This window comes from Chitinophaga sp. W2I13, from assembly GCF_050434005.1.
Lineage (GTDB): Bacteria > Bacteroidota > Bacteroidia > Chitinophagales > Chitinophagaceae > Chitinophaga.
This window is the reverse complement of record NZ_JBNPWD010000001.1, coordinates 4,098,542-4,125,257: the sequence shown is the minus strand read 5'-3', so window position 1 is coordinate 4,125,257 and position 26,716 is coordinate 4,098,542. Positions and strand designations below refer to the sequence as shown.

General features: G+C 46.9%; 24 protein-coding genes. 15 read left to right on the top strand and 9 right to left on the bottom strand.

Annotated features, from left to right (window positions below):
- Window position 1 precedes the first annotated feature (1 nt).
- From hemC to QFZ48_RS17185, 10 genes are all read left to right on the top strand, one after another.
- Complete coding sequence (hemC, locus tag QFZ48_RS17230; RefSeq protein WP_429050824.1) at window positions 2–922, top strand: hydroxymethylbilane synthase; 921 nt, start codon at window positions 2–4, stop codon at window positions 920–922.
- The gene (locus QFZ48_RS17225) at window positions 912–1,652 is read left to right on the top strand and encodes a uroporphyrinogen-III synthase (protein ID WP_429063073.1); all 741 of its coding nucleotides are present in this window, start codon (window positions 912–914) and stop codon (window positions 1,650–1,652) included. The genes hemC and QFZ48_RS17225 overlap by 11 nt, the downstream gene beginning before the upstream one ends.
- Window positions 1,649–2,677 (top strand): uroporphyrinogen decarboxylase, encoded by a 1,029-nt coding sequence (hemE, locus tag QFZ48_RS17220; protein WP_079470414.1) that lies wholly within the window; start codon window positions 1,649–1,651, stop codon window positions 2,675–2,677. Before QFZ48_RS17225 ends, hemE begins: the two co-directional genes overlap by 4 nt.
- A 6-nt stretch (window positions 2,678–2,683) precedes the next feature.
- Window positions 2,684–3,595: an oxygen-dependent coproporphyrinogen oxidase gene (gene hemF / locus QFZ48_RS17215; protein ID WP_429050827.1), complete on the top strand. Its 912-nt coding sequence runs from the start codon at window positions 2,684–2,686 to the stop codon at window positions 3,593–3,595.
- A 42-nt stretch (window positions 3,596–3,637) separates the two neighbouring features.
- Window positions 3,638–4,609 (top strand): porphobilinogen synthase, encoded by a 972-nt coding sequence (gene hemB / locus QFZ48_RS17210; RefSeq protein ID WP_429063072.1) that lies wholly within the window; start codon window positions 3,638–3,640, stop codon window positions 4,607–4,609.
- Between the two features lie 37 nt (window positions 4,610–4,646).
- Window positions 4,647–5,933 carry a glutamate-1-semialdehyde 2,1-aminomutase gene (gene hemL / locus QFZ48_RS17205; RefSeq protein WP_370912426.1) on the top strand — a complete coding sequence of 429 codons (1,287 nt, stop codon included), beginning with the start codon at window positions 4,647–4,649 and terminating at the stop codon, window positions 5,931–5,933.
- 154 nt (window positions 5,934–6,087) lie between these two features.
- Complete coding sequence (locus QFZ48_RS17200) at window positions 6,088–6,510, top strand: hypothetical protein (RefSeq protein ID WP_429063071.1); 423 nt, start codon at window positions 6,088–6,090, stop codon at window positions 6,508–6,510.
- A gap of 138 nt (window positions 6,511–6,648) precedes the next feature.
- The gene (locus QFZ48_RS17195) at window positions 6,649–7,767 is read left to right on the top strand and encodes an efflux RND transporter periplasmic adaptor subunit (protein ID WP_429050830.1); all 1,119 of its coding nucleotides are present in this window, start codon (window positions 6,649–6,651) and stop codon (window positions 7,765–7,767) included.
- Between the two features lie 32 nt (window positions 7,768–7,799).
- On the top strand, window positions 7,800–10,940 hold the full coding sequence (locus QFZ48_RS17190; protein ID WP_429063070.1) for an efflux RND transporter permease subunit: 3,141 nt from the start codon (window positions 7,800–7,802) through the stop codon (window positions 10,938–10,940).
- The gene (locus tag QFZ48_RS17185; RefSeq protein WP_429063069.1) at window positions 10,933–12,363 is read left to right on the top strand and encodes a TolC family protein; all 1,431 of its coding nucleotides are present in this window, start codon (window positions 10,933–10,935) and stop codon (window positions 12,361–12,363) included. Before QFZ48_RS17190 ends, QFZ48_RS17185 begins: the two co-directional genes overlap by 8 nt.
- Before the next feature lie 49 nt (window positions 12,364–12,412).
- Here QFZ48_RS17185 and QFZ48_RS17180 read toward each other — a convergent pair whose 3' ends face one another.
- From QFZ48_RS17180 to QFZ48_RS17170, 3 genes are read right to left on the bottom strand one after another with little or no spacing between them, the layout of a single operon-like run.
- Window positions 12,413–13,210: an alpha/beta hydrolase-fold protein gene (locus QFZ48_RS17180; protein ID WP_429050833.1), complete on the bottom strand. Its 798-nt coding sequence runs from the start codon at window positions 13,208–13,210 to the stop codon at window positions 12,413–12,415.
- Window positions 13,211–13,247: 37 nt separating this feature from the next.
- A complete protein-coding gene (locus QFZ48_RS17175; protein ID WP_429050834.1) occupies window positions 13,248–14,045 on the bottom strand; it encodes an O-methyltransferase in 798 nt (265 codons plus the stop codon).
- Between the two features lie 14 nt (window positions 14,046–14,059).
- A complete protein-coding gene (locus QFZ48_RS17170) occupies window positions 14,060–14,797 on the bottom strand; it encodes a glycosyltransferase family 2 protein (RefSeq protein ID WP_370912419.1) in 738 nt (245 codons plus the stop codon).
- A 211-nt stretch (window positions 14,798–15,008) separates the two neighbouring features.
- On the opposite strand from QFZ48_RS17170, the gene QFZ48_RS17165 reads away from it, so the two are divergent.
- Window positions 15,009–16,313 (top strand): hypothetical protein, encoded by a 1,305-nt coding sequence (locus QFZ48_RS17165; RefSeq protein ID WP_429050835.1) that lies wholly within the window; start codon window positions 15,009–15,011, stop codon window positions 16,311–16,313.
- A gap of 125 nt (window positions 16,314–16,438) precedes the next feature.
- Window positions 16,439–17,383, top strand: a complete 945-nt coding sequence (locus QFZ48_RS17160) for a LysR substrate-binding domain-containing protein (RefSeq protein ID WP_429050836.1) — start codon at window positions 16,439–16,441, stop codon at window positions 17,381–17,383.
- A gap of 63 nt (window positions 17,384–17,446) precedes the next feature.
- Here the strand turns inward: QFZ48_RS17160 and QFZ48_RS17155 are convergent, their stop codons facing one another.
- The 3 genes from QFZ48_RS17155 to prmA form a co-directional block, all read right to left on the bottom strand.
- Window positions 17,447–18,250: a M48 family metallopeptidase gene (locus QFZ48_RS17155; protein ID WP_429050837.1), complete on the bottom strand. Its 804-nt coding sequence runs from the start codon at window positions 18,248–18,250 to the stop codon at window positions 17,447–17,449.
- 106 nt (window positions 18,251–18,356) lie between these two features.
- Window positions 18,357–18,998: a glycerol-3-phosphate 1-O-acyltransferase PlsY gene (gene plsY / locus QFZ48_RS17150; RefSeq protein ID WP_429050838.1), complete on the bottom strand. Its 642-nt coding sequence runs from the start codon at window positions 18,996–18,998 to the stop codon at window positions 18,357–18,359.
- Between the two features lie 115 nt (window positions 18,999–19,113).
- Window positions 19,114–19,941, bottom strand: a complete 828-nt coding sequence (gene prmA, locus QFZ48_RS17145) for a 50S ribosomal protein L11 methyltransferase (RefSeq protein WP_429063068.1) — start codon at window positions 19,939–19,941, stop codon at window positions 19,114–19,116.
- A 121-nt stretch (window positions 19,942–20,062) separates the two neighbouring features.
- Here prmA and QFZ48_RS17140 point away from each other — a divergent pair, with 121 nt between their 5' ends.
- Window positions 20,063–20,632, top strand: coding sequence for a hypothetical protein (locus QFZ48_RS17140; protein ID WP_370912413.1), 570 nt, complete (start codon window positions 20,063–20,065; stop codon window positions 20,630–20,632).
- Between the two features lie 90 nt (window positions 20,633–20,722).
- On the opposite strand, the gene QFZ48_RS17135 is transcribed toward QFZ48_RS17140, so the two are convergent.
- From QFZ48_RS17135 to QFZ48_RS17125, 3 genes are all read right to left on the bottom strand, one after another.
- Complete coding sequence (locus QFZ48_RS17135) at window positions 20,723–23,083, bottom strand: polyribonucleotide nucleotidyltransferase (protein WP_429063067.1); 2,361 nt, start codon at window positions 23,081–23,083, stop codon at window positions 20,723–20,725.
- 124 nt (window positions 23,084–23,207) lie between these two features.
- Window positions 23,208–23,480, bottom strand: a complete 273-nt coding sequence (gene rpsO, locus QFZ48_RS17130; RefSeq protein WP_079470431.1) for a 30S ribosomal protein S15 — start codon at window positions 23,478–23,480, stop codon at window positions 23,208–23,210.
- A gap of 148 nt (window positions 23,481–23,628) precedes the next feature.
- A complete protein-coding gene (locus tag QFZ48_RS17125; protein ID WP_370912411.1) occupies window positions 23,629–24,324 on the bottom strand; it encodes a cell division ATP-binding protein FtsE in 696 nt (231 codons plus the stop codon).
- Window positions 24,325–24,477: 153 nt separating this feature from the next.
- Between QFZ48_RS17125 and QFZ48_RS17120 the strand changes: the two genes are divergently transcribed.
- Together QFZ48_RS17120 and QFZ48_RS17115 are read left to right on the top strand one after the other, a co-directional pair.
- Window positions 24,478–24,843 (top strand): BlaI/MecI/CopY family transcriptional regulator, encoded by a 366-nt coding sequence (locus tag QFZ48_RS17120; RefSeq protein WP_079470433.1) that lies wholly within the window; start codon window positions 24,478–24,480, stop codon window positions 24,841–24,843.
- Window positions 24,844–24,845: 2 nt separating this feature from the next.
- Window positions 24,846–26,513 carry a TonB family protein gene (locus QFZ48_RS17115; protein WP_429050841.1) on the top strand — a complete coding sequence of 556 codons (1,668 nt, stop codon included), beginning with the start codon at window positions 24,846–24,848 and terminating at the stop codon, window positions 26,511–26,513.
- Window positions 26,514–26,716: the final 203 nt, after the last annotated feature.

Genomic DNA, 26,716 nt, shown 5'->3' with positions numbered 1-26,716 from the left:
AATGGATAAAGTTATCAGGATAGGCACAAGAGAAAGTCAGCTGGCCTTGTGGCAGGCAAACCAGGTAAATGATCTGCTCACCGCACAAGGTTACCGTACAGAACTGGTACCTATCAAAAGCGAAGGAGATATAGACCTGGTAACACCCCTGTATGAAATAGGCGTACAGGGTATCTTCACTAAAAGCCTCGATCTGGCATTGCTCAATAACCGTATAGACATTGCCGTTCACTCCTTCAAAGACGTTCCCACACAACTGCCGAAACAAATTGTGCATGCCGCTATCCTACAACGCGGGCCGGTAAAAGATTTGCTGGTATACAAAAACGATACAAATTTCCTTTCACAACCCGGTTATATAGCGAACATCGCTACCAGCAGTGTACGCCGTAAAGCCCAGTGGCTGCGAAAATATCCACAACACCAGCTGCATAACCTGCGGGGTAATGTAAATACCCGCCTGAAGAAACTGGCGGAGGAAAACTGGGACGGCGCCATTTTCGCGGTAGCCGGACTGGAAAGAATTAACGTCCGTCCTGCCAATTCCATTGATCTCGACTGGATGTTACCGGCGCCTGCACAAGGTGCTGTAGTAGCAGTTTGCAGGGAAGATGATCAATTTTGCCTGGATGCCTGCGCAGCTTTTAACCACGCAGAAACCGCACTCACTACACATATTGAACGCGAATTTTTACGCACGCTGATGGGCGGATGCACCACCCCTATCAGCGCTTACGCATATATACAAAACAATCACATACATTTCAACGGCGAACTGTGTAGCCTGGATGGCGCCCGGTTCTTCTCTGTTTCACGCGAAGTGCCACTGGAACAAGCCAAACACCTCGGACAGGAAGCTGCGGAAGATATTATGGCCCAGGGCGGCGCTGAAATTGTAGCACAGATCAGAAATGCAAAATGATAAATACCGCATATTAAGCACCAGGCATTTAACAGACAGCTCTGTGGCTGTTGCTGGTGAAAGTGGTATTCACATAGATGTACAGGATTTTATACAGATAAAGCCGCTTAAAAATGAAATGCTGCTGGGCGAAGAGCGTTTGCTGCAGGTGTTCCGGCCGGAAGCAGTACATGTGTTCACCAGTGCCAATGCAGCAAGAATACTGGATAAATACTATCTCCACCAGGATGATACGTTTTATGTGATCAGCGAGCCAAATATCTGCTGTATCTCCGGCAGCACGAGGAAAGCAGTGGAAAACGTGTTCACTGATTGTAAAATCTTAGCGGAATCGCCCTATGGCAGCGAACTTGCCAGGATAATTATACAACTTGATATAACTTCCGTTAACTTCTTCTGCGGCAGTATCCGGAGAAACGAATTACCGGATACCTTACAGGAAGCCGGTATTGAAGTAAAAGAATTCGTGATCTACGAGAATATTCCCGGTCCGGCCGTAATAGCGGACCATTACGACGGCATATTATTTTTCAGTCCCAGTGCGGTAAAAAGTTACCTGTCGGCCAACCGGCTAAACAGTAAAACCGTTTGCTTCGCCATTGGCAGAACAACTGCCACCGAACTGCGGGAACATACCGATAACAAAATTATTATCAGCACCGATATCAGCGAAGAAAGCATGGTGCAAACTGCTATATTTTATTTTAACAACATTAACTGCTACGAATGAGCGCATTGAAGAACGACTTATTGCTGAAGGCCCTTAAAGGCGAAACTGTTTCCCGCACACCGGTATGGATGATGCGTCAGGCTGGTCGCTATTTACCGGATTATATCAAACTGCGTGATAAATATACGTTCTTTGAACGCTGCGAAAACCCGGAGCTGGCAACGGAAATAACGGTGATGCCGGTAGACCAGGTAGGCGTTGATGCTGCTATTATCTTTTCCGATATCCTGGTAGTTCCACAGGCAATGGGCATGGAAGTACAGCTGGTGGAAAAAGTAGGACCACTCCTGCCCGCTCCCATTAAAACCGCGCAGGACCTGCAGCGTTTATGCGTTCCCGATGTACAGGAAAGATTGCACTATGTATTTGATGCCCTGAAGCTCACTAAAAAAACACTGGATGGCAGGGTGCCGCTGATCGGCTTTGGTGGCGCTCCCTGGACCTTACTCTGCTACATGGTGCAAGGCAAAGGGTCCAAAACGTTTGATGAAGCAAAAGCATTCTGTTATCAGCAACCGGCTGTAGCACACCAGCTGTTGCAGATGATCACCGATACCACCATCGCTTACCTGAAAGCACAGGTGGCCGCAGGCGCCGATACCGTACAGGTATTTGACTCCTGGGGTGGATTACTCAGCCCGCAGGACTTCGAAGTATTCTCTTTACAATATATCCGCCAGATAGTAGCCGCGATGAAGGATGTTTGTCCGACTATCGTATTTGCAAAAGGCGCCTGGTTTGCCCTGGAAGATATGGCCGCTACCGGCGCGCATGGACTGGGCATCGACTGGTGTATTAAACCGGAACTGGCCCGCCAGTTTGCCGGCAGCAACATCACCCTGCAGGGAAATTTTGACCCGGCTAAATTGCTGGCGCCCATCCCTGAAATTGAAAAGGCCGTAAAGGAAATGCTGAAAGGTTTTGGCAGACAGCGTTACATTGCCAACCTGGGGCATGGAATCTTACCAAATGTTCCGGTTGATCATGCCAAAGCATTTGTGGAAACAGTTAAAGCACACGGATAATTAACCATGAGCATCAAAAATAATTTCATATCATTCATACACGGCTTGCAGGATGAAATCTGTGCCGCGCTGGAAAAAACAGACGGCAAAGCTACTTTTCTGGAAGACCGCTGGGAGCGTCCCGGCGGCGGCGGTGGCAAAACACGGGTAATTGCCAACGGGAATGTATTTGAAAAAGGCGGTGTAAATACTTCGGTCGTGCATGGCGAATTGCCGGAAGCGATGGCACAACAGTTCGGCGTTACCAACAGCCAGTTCATGGCATGTGGTATTTCGCTGGTGCTTCACCCGGTGAACCCTTTTGTACCCACCGTGCATGCGAACTTCCGCTATTTTGAATTGTATGACCAGGATGGAACACTGAAAGACAGCTGGTTTGGTGGTGGTGCAGATCTTACGCCTTATTACCTCGAGGAAGAAGACGGTATTCATTTCCACCGTACCTTTAAAGATGCCTGTGATCCCTTTGGAAAGGAATTGTATCCGGCATATAAAAAACACTGCGACGAATATTTTATCAATAAACACCGTAACAACGAAGCGCGTGGAATAGGCGGTATCTTTTATGATTACCTCCGTCCCAACGCGGAAAGAACCGCAGAAGAACTCCTGAATTTCTCAAAAGCAAATGGAAATGCCTTCCTCGAAGCATATCTTCCGCTGGTAGAGAAAACAAAAAACCTGCCTTATACCGATGCACATAAAAACTGGCAGGCGTATAGGCGCGGACGTTATGTAGAGTTTAATCTTGTTCACGACCGGGGAACTTTGTTTGGGTTGAAAACAAACGGCCGCACAGAATCCATCCTGATGAGCTTACCACCGGTAGCCCGCTGGGAGTACGACTTTCATCCTGCACCCGGCAGCCCGGAAGCGCAGCTGGAAGAGTTCCTGAAGCCCAGGGAATGGGTAAAATAACAAGGCAGGCGACGATATAAAAACAATAAAATTTTTATAAAGATGATCAGAAGAAACAGAATTTTAAGAGTATCTCCCGCTATTCGTGCAATGGTGGCGGAAACAATTTTAACACCCAGCGATTTTATAGCGCCGTTATTTGTTACCGAAGGAGAAAATGTGAAGGACGCGATCAGCTCTATGCCAGGTTATTTCAGGTACTCCCTGGACCTTACTATTAAAGAAGCCAGGGAGCTCTGGGGCCTGGGTATTAAAAGTGTACTGCTGTTTGTAAAGGCGCCCGACAGCGTAAAAGATAATAAAGGCACCGAAGCAGTAAACCCCAACGGGTTGATGCAGCGCGCCATCCGAGGCATTAAAAACGCCATCCCCGAAATGGTGGTGATGACCGACGTTGCCCTGGATCCCTATTCTTCCTACGGCCACGATGGTATTGTGGAAGGAACAGAAATTGTAAATGATCCTACTGTAGAAGTACTGGCACGCATGAGCCTGAGCCACGCACAGGCAGGCGCCGACTTTGTAGCGCCCAGCGATATGATGGACGGCCGCATCCTGGCCATCCGCAACATCCTCGAAGAAAATGGCTTCGATAAAACAGGCATCATGGCTTACAGCGCTAAATACGCTTCCTGCTTTTACGGTCCTTTCCGTGATGCACTCGACTCTGCTCCGGGCTTCGGCGATAAGAAAACCTACCAGATGGACTATGCTAATTCCCGCGAAGCGATCCGGGAAACACTGATGGATATTGAAGAAGGCGCCGACATAGTAATGGTAAAACCTGCTATGGCTTACCTCGACATTATGCGCATTATTAAAGATCGTGTAACCGTACCAGTTAGTGCTTATCATGTAAGCGGCGAATACGCCATGATCAAAGCAGCTGCAGAAAGAGGCTGGCTGGATGAAAACAAGGCCATCATGGAATCTATGACCAGTATGAAACGCGCAGGCGCGGATCTGATCGCTACCTACTTTGCAAAGGATGCGGTAAAACTGCTGAATGCATAATTCCCTATCTTGCGTAAAATAATAAACCACGAAACAGATGTACAGTAAAAGTGAAATGTTATTCGGGAAAGCAAAGCAGGTAATTCCCGGCGGTGTTAACTCTCCCGTACGTGCATTTAAAAGTGTAGGCGGCACGCCCGTATTTATGGAACGTGCCAAGGGCGCCTATATGTACGATGTAGATGGCAACCGTTATATCGACTACATCAATTCCTGGGGCCCAATGATCCTCGGCCACGCATATGAGCCGGTAGTAAAGGCTATACAGGAATATGCCACCTACTCCACATCTTTCGGCGCGCCTACAGAACTGGAAACAAAGATCGCAGAACTGATTACAGGCATGGTGCCTAATATCGATATGATACGCATGGTAAACTCCGGTACGGAAGCCTGCATGACAGCCATCAGGCTGGCAAGGGGTTATACCGGCCGTAATAAGTTTATCAAGTTTGAAGGTTGCTACCATGGTCACGCAGATGCCTTCCTGGTAAGCGCCGGCAGTGGCGTAGCCACCCTGGGCATTCAATCTGTGCCAGGCGTTACCACTGCAGTAGCAGAAGACACGCTTACTGCCCCGTATAATAATTTACCTGCAGTAGAACAACTGATTGCCGATAACATCAACCAGATTGCCGCTGTTATCATTGAACCGGTAGCCGGCAACATGGGCTGTATCCTTCCGCAGCCGGGCTTCCTGGAAGGGCTCCGCCAGCTTTGCGATGCCAACAATATCCTGCTCATCTTTGATGAAGTAATGACAGGCTTCCGTTTGGCCCGTGGCGGTGCACAGGAATTACTGGGCATCAGGGCCGACCTCGTAACTTTTGGTAAGATCATTGGCGCCGGTATGCCGGTAGGTGCAGTGGCCGGTCCGAAAGAAATCATGGAACATCTTGCCCCCGCCGGAAAAGTATACCAGGCAGGCACATTAAGCGGTAATCCGATTGCAATGATTGCCGGTTATACTTTATTGCAAACGCTGAACGATAATCCTGTTATTTACCAGCAACTGGAAGATAAAGCCAGCTACCTGGTGAATGGATTAAAAGAAGCATTTGGCGCTGCCGGCATTGTGCATAGCATCAACCAGATGGGATCAATGCTGAGTGCACATTTCACGGAGTATCCAATTGTGGATTTCACCGCCGCCTCTGCCGCCAACAACGAATTATTCAAACGTTTCTTCCATGCCATGCTGGAACGTGGTATTTATTTGCCGCCTTCCGCTTTCGAAAGCTGGTTTATGAGTAATGCACTCACTACCGAAGACCTGGATGAAACCATTGCTGCCGCTAAATCTGCCATGCAGGCAATAAAATAGTTAACAATTCAATCCTGTGCAGAGTGGAAAGGGCTGTCTCTATAAAACGAGACGGCCCTTTATTTTTAAAACAACCTTACCATCTATCAAAAAATAATCCCTTTACAATAAACTAATCTTCAAATAAACTAAAAACTATTAATTTTGCGGTTTAATGAATGATCGTACGTACATATTAAAACGTTGGACCCTCGTCTGCTTCCTGCTGTGCTTACAGCTGGCAACAGCCGTCCTGCCTTCGTTTGCGGCACATCGTCATTATTTCCTGTTGCCTGATCTTCACAAACAACAGGTAGAGCAGGACCGGTTATTAAGTCTTGTTAATAAAATCCCGGTACACCTCGAAGCGGATGATGATAGTGCTGAAATATGGCACGTCACCAAGCATCGACGTAAAACACGGTGGTACCTTTCTGCTGCGGCTCCACAGGTAAGTACTGCCACCCGCATTGTATATCTTGATGCGGACAATACTGCATACAGTCTTATTCCTGAAAATAAAACCGGTGAGTATGGCAGCCAGAAATCTTTCCGGCCCGCCTACTATTCCTTTCTCTTCCGGTTCACGCCCTTTTGAATAGCAACACAGTTTCTATTGTAATCATTTTTAATTTTTCTTAGGGAGATGCCTGTCTTTTCTGCTATCATAGCGGATGGCCTCCTGATGTGTTGTATTCACCTATTCCGGTTATGCCGGGATCAATATCTTATTGCTATGCGTCAATATACAGGGATTTTAACATCGCTGATCGCTCTTTTCATGGCTGGTTGCGCCACCAAAGGAGAAAGCACCAACAAAGAGGATCTGAAAGTTTTGCCGGTTACCACACTGGTAACAAAAGATACAGTACTGCACCGTTCTTATGTAACAGATATTCAGGCAGTACAAAATGTGGAAATACGCGCTCGTGTCAACGGCTTTCTTGATAAAATATTTATTGACGAAGGACAGGAAGTAAAAAAAGGACAACTGCTTTTCGGGATCAATGACGCGGAATACCGGGCTGAACTGGCCAAAGCAAAAGCCGTTCTCAGCAGCGTGGTTGCAGAAAGCAAGGCCGCCGCACTGGAACTGGACCGCGTAAAATTACTGGTGGAGAAAAAAGTAGTAGCGCCCTCCGAACTGGAAGTAGCCAGTGCAAAGCTCGCCGCAGCCCAGGCAAAAATAGAAGAAGCCCGCTCTGCCGCCGCCAATGCGGAAATGCGGCTGTCTTACACCAGCATCCGCGCACCTTTTGATGGTATCATCGACCGTATCCCTTTAAAGAAAGGAAGCCTCATCAGTGAAGGCACCCTGCTTACTACGGTATCGGATACACGCGAAATTTATGCTTACTTCAACGTATCGGAAACAGAATACCTTCAGTATAATAAAGCGCTGGCCAAAGGCGACAACAGCTACCGCCAGGTAGCGCTGGTACTGGCTGATGGCACCGATTATCACCATACCGGTAAAATAGAAACCATAGAAGGTGAATTTGAAGAAAATACCGGCTCCATTGCCTTCCGTGCCCGGTTCCCCAATCCTTCCAAGCTGCTGAAACATGGCGCCAGCGGTAAAGTTCGTCTTACCACTGAAATAGACAGCGCCGTAATCATCCCGCAAAAAGCAGTATTCGAAATGCAGGACAAAAACTATGTGTTCGTGGTAGACGGCAGCAACAAAGTGAAAATGAGAAACTTTACTCCACAGGCCCGCTTTGCACATTTTTATATTGTTCAGTCCGGACTTCAGCCCGGAGAACGTATTGTGTGCGAAGGTGTACGCAACATCCGCGATGGTATCCGGATTTCACCACGCGGCGTTGCCATGGATAGTTTACTCAGTTTATAATCACACAGCTTTTGAGCTGAAATCACGGAACAATGTTTGAAACTTTTATAAAAAGACCAGTGCTATCACTGGTCATATCGCTTATTATCACACTGGTAGGCCTGCTTGCGCTATTCACCTTGCCGGTCACCCAGTTCCCCGATATTGTACCGCCTTCGGTAACGGTAACGGCTAAATATACCGGTGCCAACGCCGAAGTATCTGCCAAGGCAGTGTCTACACCGCTGGAAAGGGCCATCAACGGGGTACCGGGTATGACGTATATGTCGTCTGTATCCAGTAACGACGGGATCACCGTGATACAGGTATTCTTCCAGGTAGGTACCGACCCCGATCAGGCCGCTGTTAACGTGCAAAACCGCGTGGCCACTATTATTGATGAACTACCGGAAGAAGTAATCAAGGCCGGCGTTACCACGGAAAAAGAAGTGAACAGCATGCTGTTATACCTCAACGTAATGAGCGAGGACACTACCCTGGATGAACAGTTTATCTACAACTTTGCCGACATCAACGTACTACAGGAATTAAAACGTATCGACGGTGTAGGCCGTGCGGAAATCATGGGCGCCAAGGAATACGCCATGCGCGTATGGCTGAAACCCGATCGCATGCTGGCTTACAACGTATCTGCGGATGAAGTGATCCAGGCGATCCGCAAACAGAATATTGAAGCGGCGCCCGGTAAAACCGGCGAAAGCTCTGATAAAAACGCGATGATGCTGCAATATGTATTACGCTATACCGGTAAATTTTTTGAGCCGGAACAGTACCAGCAAATTGTGCTGCGGGCAGGCCAGGATGGTTCCGTGCTGCATCTCAAAGATGTAGCCGATGTGGAATTCGGCTCGCTTACCTACAGCATGGTTTCCAAAACAGATGGCAAGCCTTCTGCTTCCATCATGCTCAAACAACGCCCCGGCTCCAATGCGCGCGAAGTAATTAACAATGTGAAGGCAAAAATGGAAGAAATGAAGAATTCCTCCTTTCCTCCGGGCATGACCTTCAATTTCAACTACGATGTATCCCGCTTCCTCGACGCCTCTATCCACGAAGTGGTGAGAACTTTATTTGAAGCATTCCTGCTGGTATTTATCGTGGTATTTATTTTCCTACAGGACTTCCGCTCCACCCTCATCCCGGCGCTTGCAGTACCGGTAGCGCTGATTGGTACGCTGGCGTTTATGCAGATGATGGGCTTCTCCATTAACCTGCTTACGCTGTTTGCATTGGTGCTGGCTATCGGTATCGTGGTAGACAATGCCATTGTGGTGGTGGAAGCCGTTCACGTGAAAATGAGCGAGGAACACCTGCCTCCGATGGAAGCCACGCTGGCCGCTATGAAAGAGATCAGCGGAGCGCTGGTGGCAATTACCCTCGTTATGTCCGCTGTGTTTATACCGGTAGCATTTTTGTCCGGCCCGGTGGGTGTATTCTACCGGCAGTTCTCTCTCACACTGGCCATTTCCATTGTGATTTCAGGTATCAACGCAGTAACGTTAACGCCTGCACTCTGTGCCATCATGCTCAGAGATACACATGGCAAACCCCGCAAAAAGAGCCTGCTGCAGCGCTTCTTTAACGGTTTCAACAAAGGCTATAATGCTACCGAAAATAAATATGCGAAGCTTATCAGCTTCATCGCCGGCAGGAGATTGATCACGCTGGCCTGCCTGGTGTTTTTCTTCACCGCTACCTGGGGTGTTAGCGCCATCCTGCCTTCCGGGTTTATTCCTACGGAAGACCAGGGCATGATCTATGTAAACGTGACTACTCCCCCGGGCGCAACCGTGGAACGTACCGAAGCCATACTGGACCAGGTGCAGGCCATTGCCGCTGAACTGGGAGAAGTGGAATCTGTATCCACACTTGCGGGATATAGCCTGGTAAACGAAGTAGCCGGCGCCTCTTATGGTATGGGCATGGTGAACCTGAAACCCTGGGACGACCGCAAAGCATCTGTTCAGGATATCATTGAAATATTACAAAAGAAAACAGCCGGTATTGCAGATGCCAGCATAGAATTTTTCCCGCCGCCTACCGTTCCGGGATTCGGTAACTCCAGCGGGTTTGAACTGCGGCTGCTCGATCGCAGCGGCACCGGCGATCTCCGGCAAACGGCGCAGGTCACCAACCAGTTCATCGACGCGCTGAAAAAACGCCCGGAAATAGGCAGCGCCTTCACCAGTTTTGATGCGGAATTCCCCCAGTACCTGATCCACGTAGACCAGGCGATGGCGGCGAAAAAAGGCGTGAGTATTGAAAATGCCATGAGCAACCTTCAAACACTAATGGGCAGTTTCTATGCATCCAACTTCATCCGCTTCGGGCAAATGTATAAGGTAATGGTGCAGGCGGATCCTTCCTACCGCACCAAACCCGATGACCTGCTGCGCCTCTATGTAAAAAATGACCGCGGCGAAATGGTATCTTACTCCGACTTCGTAAAACTGGAACGTGTATACGGACCGGAACAACTGACACGCTATAACATGTACACTGCCGCTATGATCAATGGCGACGCCAAACCAGGATTCAGCAGCAGCCAGGCCATTGCCGCCGTACAGGAAGTAGCCGCCAAAGAGCTGCCCAGGGGATACAGCTATGAATGGAGTGGTATGACGAGAGAGCATATCCTTTCCGGTAACCAGGCCTTCTACATTTTCATCATCGTGCTGGTGTTTGTATACCTCTTGCTCGCCGCCCAATACGAAAGTTTCCTGCTGCCGCTGCCAGTATTGCTATCATTACCTGCCGGTATTTTCGGCGCGTTCCTTTCCCTGAAGTTACTGGGCCTGGAAAACAATATCTACGCACAGGTAGCATTGGTAATGCTGATAGGGTTACTTGGTAAAAACGCCATCCTCATCGTGGAATTTGCGATCCTGAAAAACAAACACGGGGCTACCATCCTGGCCGCAGCTAAAGAAGGCGCCGTATCCAGGCTGCGCCCTATTCTCATGACGTCTTTCGCTTTCATTGCCGGGTTAATACCCTTGTGTATTGCCTCCGGTGCAGGCGCCATGGGTAACCGTTCCATTGGTACCGCCGCAGCCGGTGGCATGCTCATCGGAACCATTTTCGGTGTACTGATCATACCCGGATTATATGTGCTGTTTGCTTCCATGATCAGGAAAAAAACCGTTGAACTAAAAGATTACACCAATGAATAAACGAATATATCAATACACCTTATATGCGGCGATGGCCACTGCAACAGTGGCCTGCAGCACACAAAAAGAACTGTCGCTGCCAGAACGTATAAGCGTTCCCGTTGTATCAGGCAATAACAGTGATACCATTTCGCTGCACAATTTTGCACAGGTGTTCAATGATCCGAACTTGCGAAGCCTTATTGATACCGCATTGCGTAACAACTACGACCTGCTCTCCGCCGCACAGCGTGTAGCTACGGCACAGGCTAACCTGATGATGGCTAAAAATGCCTGGCTGCCATCGCTGAACCTTGCCTTGTCAGCCGGTGTGGATAAGTATGCGGATTATACGCTCAATGGCGTTGGTAATTTCGATACCAACCTGTCGCCCAATATCAGTAAAGACCAACGCATTCCCAGCCCCACACCTGAATATTTTGCCGGCCTGAGAAGCAGCTGGGAAATAGATCTCTGGGGGAAACTGAAAAGTCAGCGCCAGGCCACTTATGCACGCTTTCTCAGCAGTGAACAGGGACGCCGCCTGCTCACCACGCAAATAGTGGCAGGCGTTACCGGGCTGTATTACGAGCTCACTGCGATGGACAACGAGCTGGCTATTATACAACGCAATATCAAATTGCAGGAAACGGCGGTAGCTACCGTGCATATTCAAAAAGCCGGCGGACGCGCCACCGAGCTGGCAGTGCAACAATTCACCGCCCAGTTGCTGAGTACACAGGCATTGGAATATGGCGTAAAACAGGAAATCGCTTCCCTGGAAAACCAGCTCAACGCCCTGCTGGGGAGGCTGCCACAGCCAATTGTACGCAGCACGGTAAAAGACGCGCAGGCGTTGCCGGAAGCGATTAAAAAAGGGATACCCGCCAGCCTGTTATTGCAACGCCCGGATATACAGCGTGCAGAGCTGGAGCTGGCTGCTACAAAAGCAGATGTAAAAGCTGCGCGTGCTGCCTTCTTACCCGGACTTACCATCACACCGTATGCGGGCTTTAACGCTTTCAAAGCAGGACTGTTGTTCCAGTCACCCGCGTCTATCGCATGGGGCGCTGTAGGCAATTTAACCGCCCCCATCTTCAATAAAAAACAGATACAGGCACAATACAATATCAGTACCGCCAATGCCTGGACGGCATTCTACGAATACCAGCAGGCAATTGTAAATGGCTACCAGGAAGTAGCTTCCGCCTTAAATAAAGTGGAAAACCAGCAGGAAGCCTATGCGCTGAAAAGCAAGGAAGTACTGGTATTGCAGGAGGCTGTGTCTACCGCTAACATTCTTTTTACCACCGGATATGCCAATTACCTGGAAGTGATTACTGCACAGAAGAGTGTACTGGAAGCGGAGCTGGCGCTGGTTACTACGCGCCGGAATGTGTACCAGGGAATGGTATCGCTATATCGTGCGCTGGGAGGCAACTAATTGTTTTTAAACACAGCGGATCGCTTTACGAGGCGATCCGCTGTATATTTTATTTTTTACGGTGCTGAAACAACCACGGCATTACGCCTGGTTCCACAAACATATTATCCCAGCTATTGTGACCCACGCCGGGGTATTCTGTATATTTTTCTTCTGCACCAAGCGTTTTCAGTTTGGCGTCATACGCCCTGGAGGCTTCTACCGGTACTACTTTATCATCGCCGCCATGAAAGATCCACACCGGCACTTTTTTAGCAAACCTGTCCGCCGCCTCTACGTTGCCGGCGCCACAGATAGGAAATGCAGCTGCAAATATATCGGGGCGTTTGGTGATTTCGTAGAAGGTGCCCATTCCACCCAGTGATAAACCGCCGATGTACACCCGTTTGGTATCCACTTTTCCGCCGGCGAGTAAACTATCCAGTAATTGGTTGAGTAAGGCGGTGGGCGGTGTAGGATCGCCCTCCAGCGGAAAATCTGCCTGGATTACCTTACCGGTGCTGTCGCGCACAAATTTCATGGGCGCCCAGGTTTGATTGGCAGGGCATTGCGGGAAAACAACGAATGCCGGGTAATTGGCGCGGATGGTATCACGCAGGAACATGGCGCCGCCATGCAGCAGCTGCGCGTTATTGTCACTGCCTCTTTCACCGGACCCATGCAGGAAAACGATCAGCGGATATTTTTTGTGACGGTTATAGTTGGCGGGCAGCAGCAGACGGTAGCGGAGGGTATCACCCTTACGGATAAACGATTCCCTGCTGTACTGGGAAAGATCGTCCTGTGCAGCCGCCACCAGGCTGCCGGTGAGCGCGCAGGCCAGAAAGAATAATTTAAGGTAACGCATAACGGGGTATTTTTATTCCCAATATACTACGGCAAAGTCAGTATTTCAGGGTGAAATGCTGCTTGACTTTAAAATCTTTCCGGAAAAATACCAACCCGATAAAAAAGAGGTCGATGGTCATGGTTACCTGCGGATGTTCCTGTATCGTATGCCAGGCGGCTTCCATATCAGGCGTCCAGTGGATATCGTCGAAGATAAAAACAGAGTATTCATCTGCAAACTGCAGGCATTGCTCAAAATAAGCCAGCGTGGGTTCCTTGCGGTGGTTGCCATCGATATACACCCAATCAGGCAACTGCATTTGTTTTAACACATCCGGTAACACGGTATCAAAATTTCCGGTTACCTGCGTGATGTTTTTGATATGAAGCGCTTCGAAATTCTTGGCGGCCCTGGCTGCTATATTCGGGCAGCCTTCAATGGTATAAATGCGGGCATGGGGGGCGGCCTTTGCCATATACGCTGTAGAAAGCCCCATAGAAGTACCCAGTTCAAGAATACGGGCCGGCTGGAGGTATTGTATCAACCGGTAGAAGAATTGCCCGAATTTAGGCTGTTTTGCTGCGTAGCGGGTAATATCCTTTACGCGGCGTTCATTGCCGGCCGATATCAGCGACCCGGCGCCCAGGTCGGTTACCTGGAGCGTTTCATTACTTTGCAGCAACTGTTTGCGCAACTGTTCTATTTCCCGGAAAGCCGGCTGCTGTTTCTTATCCAGCAATACATCCTCGATCAGTGAAAATACAAAGGGAGAATGTACGTCGTGACGATTGCCTGAGGTAAAATAATACTTCAGGTATTTTCCGGCTAAATTATACTGTTGCGCTAACCCCACTGCTAAATTATTTTTTAATAGATTTTTCCTTTTACGATGCCCCACATATGCAAACGATGCTGCAGTGATACTCTCAAAACACCCAACCCGTAAATGGCGCTGCGTTTGAAATTGATACTGGAGGCCTCGTCGAAGTATTTGGTAGGACAGGTAATTTCTGCAATATCGTATCCTTTCATAAATATCTGCGAAACCATTTCATTATCAAATACAAAATCGTCGTTATCAGCCATGTAGTTGATATTACGCAATACTTCCGATGAAAAAGTACGGTAGCCGGTATGATATTCACTCAGCTTCTGACCAATCAGGATGTTTTGTGTCAATGTTAAGAAACGATTAAATATGTATTTGTACATCGGCATTCCCCCTTTCAGGGCGCCTTTTCCAAGAATCCTGGACCCAAAAACCACCGGGTACACCTCATTGGCAATAATACTGCACATCGCTGTAATGAGCTTTGGTGTATACTGATAATCGGGATGCAGCATCACCACAATATCAGCTCCCAGGTCCAGTGCTTTATTGTAACATGACTTCTGATTACCGCCATAACCCTTGTTGTTGTCGTGGCGTATCAGGTGCTGAATCCCCAGCCGCTTGCCGACTTCAAGGGTATCGTCTCTGCTGGCATCATCTACCAGCACTACATCATCAACTATGTCAAAAGGGATTTCCCGGAATGTTTTTTCCAGCGTAAGTGCTGCGTTGTAGGCCGGTAATACAACCACTATCTTTTTGTTATTAAGCATGAAAGTGGATCAAATTTGGCAGCAAAGGTAACTCACCTGCTGATAATTCAAAATATATCCGGAAAATGCATTCCGGACACCACCTATCATGATTTAATTTTAACTGTTATTAATTATTTATCTTTGCCTGATGATGTTTTTGGCATCATATTTTCTTAAATTTTTGTTAACAAAAAGCAAAAACAATATGTTAAAACACCTACCAACGGAAATGAGGCACGATAAACGCTTGACCAGCAAGCCCGATGAGTCATTACCGTTAGTACACCTGGCTCAAAAATTCCTGACGACCAGATGGATTAAAGTGCTACCAGCCCCTCTTGTTTTACTTTTTACTTTCCAGACAGCTTATGCACAGGACCCGGAACTGAAAAGCACCACGTCTCCTGTTATCAAAACCCAGGATACCACTATCCGCAAACTGCTGGAAGATGTACAACGGATCACCGACAATGACAAACAAAACTCTACCGCTATACAGGCCCTGTTACAGGGAAAGGAAATAGATAATATCACGAAGTACGACCTGATAAAAAATAATATCATTAATGCCAGTGAAACGTATTATCTGCTGAATAAGAAAATTATCGATCTGAAGTCGCGTACTACGACCAATAACCTCGATGTTTTCATCACCTCCCTGAATAACCCGGAAAGTAAAGCGCTGGGCTTTTCTTTGAGCGACCGTATTGTAGAGCTGGTGGAAAAGATCATCCTGAAAAATAAAGGAGATAAAGGAGAGAAGAATTCTAAAATTGTAGAGTCTACCAAATCCATCATCAACAGTCCTATTTTCCAGAGCTTTACCTCCCTCACTCCTCCGCTGGCGATTGCCAACTCAGTAATGAACTTTCTGCACAGTGTGAGTGTGAACAACAAACAGATTAACCAGAAGTCATTACAGGATTTCGAAAAAGAGCTGAACAAATATGTAGTGTATTACACCGCATTGAATGATGCCAACCAGAAATTTGAATATGGCCTGAACTTTAATAAAGATCAGCTAAGCCTGTTACAGGATAACCTGTTTGATCATCTTTCGTTTACTGCCACTTCCCTTAAATTCCCTGCTCCACAGAAAGGGAATCAGGGTTTGAGCCAAACAATGAATGAATACTTTTTTGATTTTAAGAAAGAAAAGGTAGTTGATTACTTCGCGAAACTGGAAGAGAAATATACCAAAGGCAAACGGATCGATTATGAATCCCTGCTGCGCGAAAACTCTTCCCTGAAAGAAGTAAACAACCAGCTGGAAGACCTGGTTTTACAAACCAAGCGATTTGAAAATCTTTATAACGAATATTTCACGCTGTTGGATTCTTACTATACTAAAGTAAACAACTCGCTGAAAATAGCCCAGGACAACGGCTTGGCTGATAAAAGCATCATCGATGCCAAACAGGCGGAGTTCAGGAACCTGAAAACAGAAGCAGTAGGAGAAATCCAGGCGTCTATCAATATCAGGGAACTGTATAGCAATACAGAAAAAATCAAATACCGTTACAGGATATTCTAGTTAAACATATTACTATAAAAGCAACAGGGGGTAGTGAAGGATTTCACTACCCCCTGTTGCTTTTATAGGTTTTAACGTCTTCCTATAGATTTTATTTATACCTTTGCTGCACAATCTTACAGGAAATGACGACAGTTCAATTGGAGTACATTGTTGCGGTAGATACATACAGAAGTTTTGTAGTAGCAGCAGAGAAGTGCTTTGTAACCCAGCCAACGCTGAGCATGCAGATTCAGAAGCTGGAAGATGAGTTAGGCATTAAACTGTTTGATCGCAGCAAATTACCGGTAGTCCCTACTGAAATAGGTATATCCGTGGTTGCCCAGGCCAGGATCATCATTAAGGAAAATGCACGCATCCGTGAAATTATAGCAGACCAGAAAAAGGAAGTACAAGGCAATCTGAAAGTAGGCATCATTCCTACATTGGCGCCTTACCTGCTTCCCCGTATCCTAACCGGGTTTATGAAAAAATATCCGAAGGTGCGCCTGGAAATATGGGAATATCCTACCGAGCAAATTATGCAGCAACTGAAACAGGAACTGCTGGATTGTGGTTTGCTGGCCACTCCCCTGCATAACCCGCACCTGGAAGAACATCCTTTATTTTATGAGTCCTTTGTGGTGTACACTGCTAAAAGCAATCCTTTATACGAGAAAAAAATCGTAAAAACAGACGAGCTGGATATCAAAGATGTGTGGCTGCTCAATGAAGGGCATTGCATGCGTAACCAGGTGTTGAATATCTGTAAGGATAAATTTACCATGGGCGATAACAAGAACCTGGAATACAATACCGGCAGTGTGGAAACGCTGAAAAGAATGGTAGATCTCAACGAAGGCTATACAATTTTACCGGAGCTGTCGTTACAGGATCTCTCCTCCCGGCAACTGAACATGGTCCGCTATTTCAAGGCGCCGGAACCGGTAAGGGAAATCAGCCTGGTAACCCATCGTCACTTTATTAAACAGGCGCTGATAGAAGCCTTTAAAAAAGAAATCCTGGCACATGTGCCCGAGAAGATGAAGGTGCAGAAAAATAAGAAGGTAATTGAGATTATAACGGAATAAGGGAAGATATAAAGAAAACGGGCTGGTAATACTACATTACCAGCCCGTTGCTTTTTAAAGACCCTATGCTTTCGCCGGTGTATAATACTTCATTGCTTCCGGCATCAGCTGTTGTAATTTTTGTACGCGGGTAGCGTCGCTGGGGTGTGTGCTCAGGAGTTCAGGTGGTTTCTGACCTTTACTCATACTGGCCATGCGTTGCCAGAAAGGAATTGATTCCTGCGGATTGTAACCGGCCATCGCCATGAATATTACTCCCAGGTGATCGGCTTCCAGCTCATTACCACGGGAGAAGGCGAGTGTACCTAAGTTGCCGCCTACGCCAAATGCCTGGTTAAAAAGGTTTACCGCGGTAGGGTTCTTGTTCAGCGCTACAGCGCCGGCTACCTGGATACCCTGCATTACCAGTCCCTGGCTCATACGTTCGTTACCATGACGTGCAATGGCATGTGCTATTTCATGTCCCATTACACAGGCCAGGGCAGTTTCATTCTGGGTTACGGGCAGCAAACCTGTATACACCACTACTTTACCGCCGGGCATACACCAGGCATTTACTTCTTTGTTATCTACCAGGTTAAATTCCCATTTATAGCTGGATATTTCACCCCCCATATTATTCTGGTTCATGTACCTGGTAACAGCCGACGCAATGCGCTGCCCCACTCTTTTCACCATCTCAGCGTCTTTACTGGCAGTTTGCGCCACTACTTTGTTTTCAGACAAAAATGATTGGTATTGTTGCACAGCCATTGATTGCATCGTGCTTTCAGGAACGAGGTTCAGCTGACTACGGCCGGTGATGGGTACACGAGAACAGGCCGCCAATGCGAGGCTTGCAGTAAAGAATAAAACATACTTTTTCATGGGAGCATCAATTTAAATATGCGAAAACGCAAAAAGCAAAAAGCAAAAAGCATGCACATTTTTATGGCTGTCGCTTTTTGCTTCCTGCTTTAATATATAACTGTAACTAGTTCTTGTCTTTTCTGTTCTTGAATAACGGCACTTTACTTTCTACACCTTTCAACAGCCGCGTGATATTCTTCTGATGGGTTAACACCACCATTAAAGCTACAGCAATAGCAAATATGCGATAAAAGATTTCAGGTTCATTGAAGATATAGAGGATCAGGATCGGGAAAGCGATACTGGCAATAATAGAACTGAGAGAAACGTATCTCGTTAAAAAAAGGATCATTAAAAATACACCCACACAGCATAAAGCTACCAACGGCTGTATGGCAAGCACCAGCCCGAACAGGGTAGCAATTCCTTTACCGCCCTTGAAGTTTGCCCAGATAGGGAATATATGACCTACCACTGCAGCGAGCCCCAGGCCGATCTGGAGGTTCACCAATTGAGTAAGATGTTCAGGATCAAGATAATAAGGAGCCAGATAAGCTAAACGTACTGCTAACACACCTTTCAGCATGTCTACTACCATTACAAAAGTACCCGCTTTAGGCCCCAGCACCCGGAATGTATTGGTGGCGCCGGCATTGCCGCTGCCATACTCCCGGATATCCATACCAAAAACGCCTTTACTCACCCAAACAGCTGTAGGAACAGATCCTATCAGATAAGCACAAAAAAGCAATAAAATTTCTATCATCACTACAAGTTAGGAATGCTAAGATAACAAATTCTGTGTTAAAATAGAGAGAATATTAGAAAAGATTATAACACAAAAGTTGGATTATCAACGCTGTTTATATGTAAGTTTTAATCTATTTTGAGTCCGGTACAGAAAATTGGAGCGCCAGCCAGTTGTCTTTTTCGATCCGTTTCTCCATGATAAATCCTTTTGAAACCGCGGCCGCTGCAATGTTTTCTTCATCCGTAGGTAAGATGCCGCTCAATAGTAATTTGCCCCCCGGCATTAACAAATGCCCCATATCTCCCATAAATTTCAGTAAAATGTTATAGTTGATATTTGCCAGCAATATATCATATTTTCCGGTAATTGCCTCAAGGTTGTCCGCATGCCATACTTTTACCTTGTTCATCCCGTTGGCAGCAATGTTCTCCAACGTATTATTTACGGACCATTCGTCGTAGTCAATTGCATCCGCTGTATCAGCCCCCATCATCTCCGCCAGGATGGCGAGGATACCGGTTCCGGTGCCAAAATCAAATACCTTTTTGCCCTTAAAATCCAGCGGCTCCATGAGCTTTATCATAGAGGCCGTGGTAGCATGATGCCCCGTACCAAAAGCCATCTTAGGCGTAATAATAATTTCATATGCGGGCTGCGGATCAAATGGCGGATGAAACTCCGCCCGGATACCACAAAAATTATCTACCTGCACCGGTTGGAAATTGCTTTCCCACAGGGCATTCCAGTTCACCGGTAAAATCGTTTCTTTTGTATAGGTTACCCCGTAGGCTGCCAATTGCTGCTGCAATACGGCCTCGTCAAAGTCAGTGGCAGGAATATAAGCAATCAGCGTATCCGGCTGCTCCTCAAACCCTTCATATTTCAGCTCAGATAATTGGGCAATCAGCAGGTCTGTTTGTGCGGCGCCGGCCCGCATGGTAATAGCAATGTAAGACATAGGCAGCAAATATAGCCATTAGCTGCTAGCTTTCAGCGTTTTGACACCCCATCCGCAGCTAAAATCATCACTCAATATTAAAAATTGTTATATTTGATTAATAAATCATATCATATATCCTATGAAAGCATTGTTCCTCCTGCTCACCGGCGTGGCGTTGTCCCTGTCGGGAATGGCCCAGGTAATTAAAGTACGGCCTCCTGAACCTATCACAGATTCCATCATTTACCAGACTGAAAATGTAACATTGATCTTTGACCGGAAGCATCTCACGGAATATATGACGGGTATGGATTCCACCCTGCGCAACAGTAAATACAGTAACAAGGTATTTAACAGCGTGCAGTTTGCACACCTGAATGCCATAGATATGGGCAATCATTTCCGCAAGGCTTATTGCTACCTGGAAGACACTGCCAACAAGGACTTCAGCTACAGTACCGGTAAAATGAATATGTTGTGGGCAGAAGATGGCGGTATTATGCTCCCCTACGTGGAAGAAATTATGCCGGACCTGCTGGCTGGCGGGGAAGTACGGGTGATAGACAGGAGTACCAAAGCGCTGCAACCTGCTTATAAGATGATTGCCGAACCGGTGGATGGCAATAATTACCGGGTGTTTCGCCTGAACAGCGGCCGCGAAATTTTCAGGGAAAGCACTTTCCGTGTAGAGCAACTGACCAGGAGATAAACCACCTTGTCATAAAAATAAGAAAGCAGCCACCAGGGTGACTGCTTTCTTTTGTATTTAATTCCAGTTATCTGCTAGCTATAACAGCGCCTATTCGGCATCAAAGGTAGGCTCCTGAGGTTTATCAGGACCGGCGTTGTAATTTCCGCCACCACGGTTACCGTCGCGGTTGAAATCACGTCTCTCGCCGCCACCGCGTCTGTCATCACCGCCACGTCTGTCGTCACGGGGACCACGTCTGTCGCCACGATCACCGCCGCGGTCTCCACGATCTCCACGATCACGGAAGTCGCCTCTGTCGCCACGCTCTTCACGTTCTGGTCTTTCTACGTAACCTTCCGGTTTAGGCATGAGCACTTTGCGGCTCAGCTTAAACTTACCGGTTTTAGGATCGGTACCAGTCAGTTTTACTTTTACTTTTTCGCCTTCTGTCAGCACACCTTCCATTGTTTCCAGGCGTTTCCAGGAAACTTCGGAGATGTGGAGCAAGCCTTGTTTACCAGGCATGAACTCCACGAAAGCACCGTAAGGCATGATGGATTTTACAACGGATTCATATACTTCACCTACTTCAGGTATTGCAATGATTCCTTTCACCCATGCAACTGCTTTATCGAGACTTTCTTTCTGAGCGGAGAAGATACTTACTTCACCGGTTTCACCAACTTCTTCGATGTTGATGGTAGTACCGGTTTCGCGTTGGATCTCCTGTATAATTTTACCACCGGGTCCGATAACAGCGCCGATAAATTCACGGTCGATGATGATCTTCTCCATGCGTGGTGCATGTGGTTTTGGTTCAGGACGTGCAGCCGGCATTACTTCGTACATGGCTTCCACGATATGCAGGCGGCCTTTCCTGGCCTGGGCCAGTGCAGAGCGCATTACATCCATGCTTAAACCATCTACTTTGATATCCATCTGTATACCCACAATACCATCGCGGGTACCGGTTACTTTAAAGTCCATGTCACCCAGGTGATCTTCATCACCGAGGATGTCGGTTAATACTGCCCATTTACCATCGGAAGCGCGGGAGATAAGACCCATTGCCACACCTGAAACGTGTTTAGGCAGGGGCACACCAGCGTCCATCAGTGCCAGCGAACCAGCACATACGGTAGCCATGGAGGAAGAACCATTTGATTCCAGGATATCAGAAACCACCCTTACAGTGTAAGCGTAGTCGCTGCCTGGCATCATTTGCTTCAGGGAGCGCATGGCCAGGTTACCATGTCCTACTTCACGGCGGCCGGGACCGCGCATCATTTTCACTTCACCTGTAGAGAATGGAGGGAAATTGTAGTGCAGGATAAATTTGGAATAGTTGGAAACGGCTGCGCTTTCGATCAGCAGTTCATCTTCCGGAGTACCCAGTGTAACGGTAGTCAGCGACTGTGTTTCACCACGGGTAAACAGGGCGGAACCGTGAGGAGAAGGCAGGATATCTGTTTCCATTGCCAGCGGACGAACCTGATCCAGTGCACGGCCATCCAGACGAACGGATTCATCCAGGATCATGTTGCGGATCACTTCTTTTTCCAGGTCATGCAGATATTCTTTTACCAGTGGCTGGTCTTCTTCCGGTAATTCACCCAGGCGTTCTTTCAGTTCGGTACCGATGGCAGCAAACGCATCGCTGCGATCGTGCTTGGCTGAAGCTGACTTAGCTACCTGGTAAATTTTATCTTTTGCAAAAGTTGCTATTTTTGCTTTCAGTTCTTCGTTCTGATGAGGTTGTGCGTATTCACGTTTGCCGGTTACACCTTTCAGGTCACGCAGTTCTTCCTGTGCTTTAACCTGCACTTTGATCGCAGCATGTGCTGCTTCAATAGCGAGGATCAGGTCTTCTTCCTGGCACTCTTTACTTTCACCTTCCACCATCATGATGTTCTTATCGGTAGCACCGATGATGAAGTCCATGTCGGCTTTAGCCAGTTCAGTACGGTTAGGGTTGATCACGAATTTACCATCGATGCGCGCTACGCGGCATTCAGAAATAATTTCCTGGATGGGAACGTCGGATACAGCCAATGCAGCAGATGCAGCCAGACAGGCCAGTGCATCGGGCATTACTTCGGGATCAGATGAAATCAGGGACACCAGTACCTGTACTTCACATAAATAATTATCGGGGAACAGGGGACGCAGAGCGCGGTCAATCAAACGGGAAATAAGTACCTCGGAATCAGACAACCGGCCTTCACGCTTGAAAAAAGAACCAGGGATACGGCCGGCGGATGCAAACTTTTCCTGGTAATCAACTGTAAGGGGGAAGAAAGACTGGCCTGGTTTGGGTTCTTTATTTGCTACCACGGTGGCCAGCAATATTGAATTCCCTAAACGCACCGTAACGGCACCGTCAGCCTGACGGGCCAACTTGCCGGTTTCGATGGTCACCATACGACCGTCTCCTATATCGAATTTCACTGAAATAGGTGTCAGATTCATAATAAAGTGAGGATTAAAAATAAAATTATTCTTTTTTGATCGCTAAAGAATAACAAAAGGTATACATACAAAAAAACTATTCCCAACCATATAAGTTGGGAATAGCGCTATAATTAAGTCATGGTTATTTCCTGATACCTAACTTCTCAATGAGGGCACGGTAGCCTGTGAGGTTGGTTTTAGATAAATAGGAAAGCAAACGCTTTCTCTGGCCAACCATCTTCATCAAACCACGGTGGGTAGAAAAATCTTTTTTGTTTTGTTTCAGGTGACCGGAAATGCTGTTGATACGCTCAGTCAGCAGTGCGATTTGTGCTTCCACAGAGCCTGTATTTTTTTCGCTTCCACCAAATTCCTTAAAAATATTGGCTTTCTTTTCAACAGTTAAGTAAGACATCTTTAAAAATAATAAGTAATAATAATGTTTTTTGTCGCTATTTTTCCGGTGCAAAGGTAATTTAAAAAATAGGAATTACCAATTAACGGGAAATTAATAATAAATGAAGGATAATGTACATCCGTAATATTTTCTTTCTCAACAACTCCTAAGAAGAAAAATTCACAGCTGCATTATCCGTTACGTGCCCGTTTTCTGTACGCAGTACTCTCGACGGGAATTTCTGTAATACTATGTAATCGTGTGTGGCCATCACTATGGCAGTTCCTTCACGGCAAATACGGAACAACAGCTGCATAATACCATCGGAAGTTTCCGGATCCAGGTTACCAGTGGGCTCATCCGCCAGGATTAGTTTTGGCGAATTCAGCATAGCACGGGCAATATCCACACGCTGCTGCTCCCCTCCCGATAACTCGTACGGCATCTTAAAGCCTTTGGTACCCAATCCCACCTTTTCCAGTACATCGTTGATCTTATTCTCCATTTCCTTAGGATCCTGCCAACCGGTAGCCCGGAGCGCAAATTTCAGGTTATCATGCACGTTGCGGTCGGTTAATAACTGAAAATCCTGGAATACCACACCCAGATTCCGGCGAAGATACGGCACTTTTTTCCAATCCATCTTCTTAAGATCAAAACCAACTACCTGTCCCGTGCCATCATTTAAAGGTAAATCTCCATACAATGTCTTTAACAAACTGGATTTCCCGGTACCGGTTTTACCAATGAGATACACAAATTCACCCTTGTTCACCGTGATATTCACATCAGCTAATATCAATGAATGGCCCTGGTATATACTGGCGTTTGTTAATTGTATGATAGGTTGTTCAGGCGTCATGTCCTTTCTGTTTTTTACGGTCTGTGCGGACAAAAATAACTAATTAAAAAATAACTCGTTGTGATAATATGTCAAATATCCATCTCTCTGAAACTAAAAAAATAGTTGTCAAACTAAACTATTAGTTATAACTTGGTTTTACAAACGAGAAATATGAAACAACTCACCAAAGCAGAAGAACAGATCATGCAGGCACTCTGGGAAACCGGCCCGGCCTTCGTGAAAGATATCATAGAAGTAATGCCCGAACCCAAACCGCATTACAATACGGTGTCCACCCTTGTGAAAATACTGATTGAAAAAGGGTTCGTCGACTTTAAAGCTTACGGTAAATCACACCAGTATTTTGCCCTTGTAACCAAAGATGCTTACAGCCACAAAACAGTCAACAATATCGTGAAAGGCTATTTCGACGGCTCCTTCAGCAACATGGTTTCTTTTTTTGTGAAAGAAAAAGAACTGAGCATCGCTGAACTGGAGAAACTGGTACAAAAAATTAAAGCAGCCCAAAAACCTTAACCATGACAGTTCTGCTCACCTATCTCTCCAAAGTGATCATCTGTTCAGCCGTTTTATACGGCTACTACTATATCGCCCTGCGTAATAACCGTTTCCACCAATGGAACCGGTACTACCTGGTGCTCATCACCCTGGTTTCCCTGCTCACCCCCCTCCTGAAAATTCCACTGCCAGGCCAGGCGGCCGAAACTTCCACGGTGCTGTCTTATACAACACGCATTGTTAATATCCGCGAAACCGTGATACCGGCCAACCCCGGGATCAGTTCCGGCATGGTGCTCAACACCCTGTACATCGCGGTGATAGCGTTGCTGCTGACACGAACACTGATCAGTCTTTTCAGGATTAAGAACCTCATCCGCCGCAGCCAGGTGCAGGAAATTCCTCCCTACCGGTTTGTAAAGAACAAGGACATCAAAGCGCCTTTTTCTTTCTTCCGCTATATTTTCTGGGATCAACAAACATCATTGAATTCTCCCGAAGGGCAACAGATATTTAAACATGAACTGGTACACCTGCAGGAGAAACACAGTACGGATAAACTATTCATGGAACTGGTTACCGCGGTATGCTGGATCAACCCCTTCTTTCACCTGATAAAAAGGGAACTGGCACTGGTACATGAATTCCTGGCCGACAAAAAAGCAGCCGGGGAAGAAATAGCCGGCTACGCGCAAACCATCCTCCAGATGGCCTTTCAAAGCAAACAATTCAGTATTACAAACGACTTTTTTCATCCGCCAATAAAAAGAAGAATCCTTATGCTGACACAATTCCACACTCCCAGATTCAGTTACCTGCGACGCATCATGGTATTGCCGCTGGCTACCTTCATTTTTTGCTCCCTTGCATTTGTGGCCGATAAGCGTCCGTCCGCCATTCCGGCGCTTACCACCACTGCTGCTGCTATTCCTTCGGCCACCATCGCAGTGGATACCACACCGGTTAAAAAGGTAACCACCAGGAAAGACAACGTTTATACTTCGGTAGACCAGCCTCCCACTTTCCAGGGCGGAGAAGAAGCGCTTGCAAAATATCTTTCCAAAAACACCCGGTATCCTAAAGCTGCACAGGAAAAAAACATTACAGGCACTGTGTTTGTAAGTTATGTGGTGGATGAGGAAGGTAATATTACAGACGTTCGTACAGTGGGAAAAAACCCAGGCTTTGGTCTTGCTGAAGAAGCGATGCGCGTAGTAAAAGGAATGCCGCAATGGATACCCGGCAGGCATCAGGGCCGGGCTGTTTCCGTACAGTTTAACCTGCCTATCCGCTTTATGCTGGATGCTGGCAAACAGACACCGAAAACCGGTGATCATACCGTCAATTTCCCGCCACCTAACGATAAAGAAGTATTCACCTTTGTGGAACATCCACCGAAATTCCCCGGCGGCGAAAATGCCCTTGGATTATATCTTAGTAAAAATATCCGTTACCCCAAACAGGCACAAACAGCGAATATAAGCGGTACCACCTTTGTGCAGTTTATTGTAGATGCAGATGGCAGCATCCATGATGTGAGAACAATAGGCGCAAAGAAAGGTTACGGCCTGGAAGATGAAGCGATAAGGGTAGTGAAAGCCATGCCGAAATGGGAACCAGGTGTGCAAAATGAACGCCAGGTGGCGGTGCAGTTTAATCTTCCTATCAGGTTTAGTCTGCAAAACTAACACAACTATAAATGATCAATAAGGGCAGGCCACGGTTTTACACTGTGGCCTGCCCTTATTCTATTCATCATCCTCAGCTTGGAATTACTTCAGGGGTACTTCGCCAATGCCTCATACCTGGGTATACCATGGATCATCCATGGACTCTCCATGCACTTCTGATGGACTCCTCATGCACTATCAATGCACTCTCCATACACTCC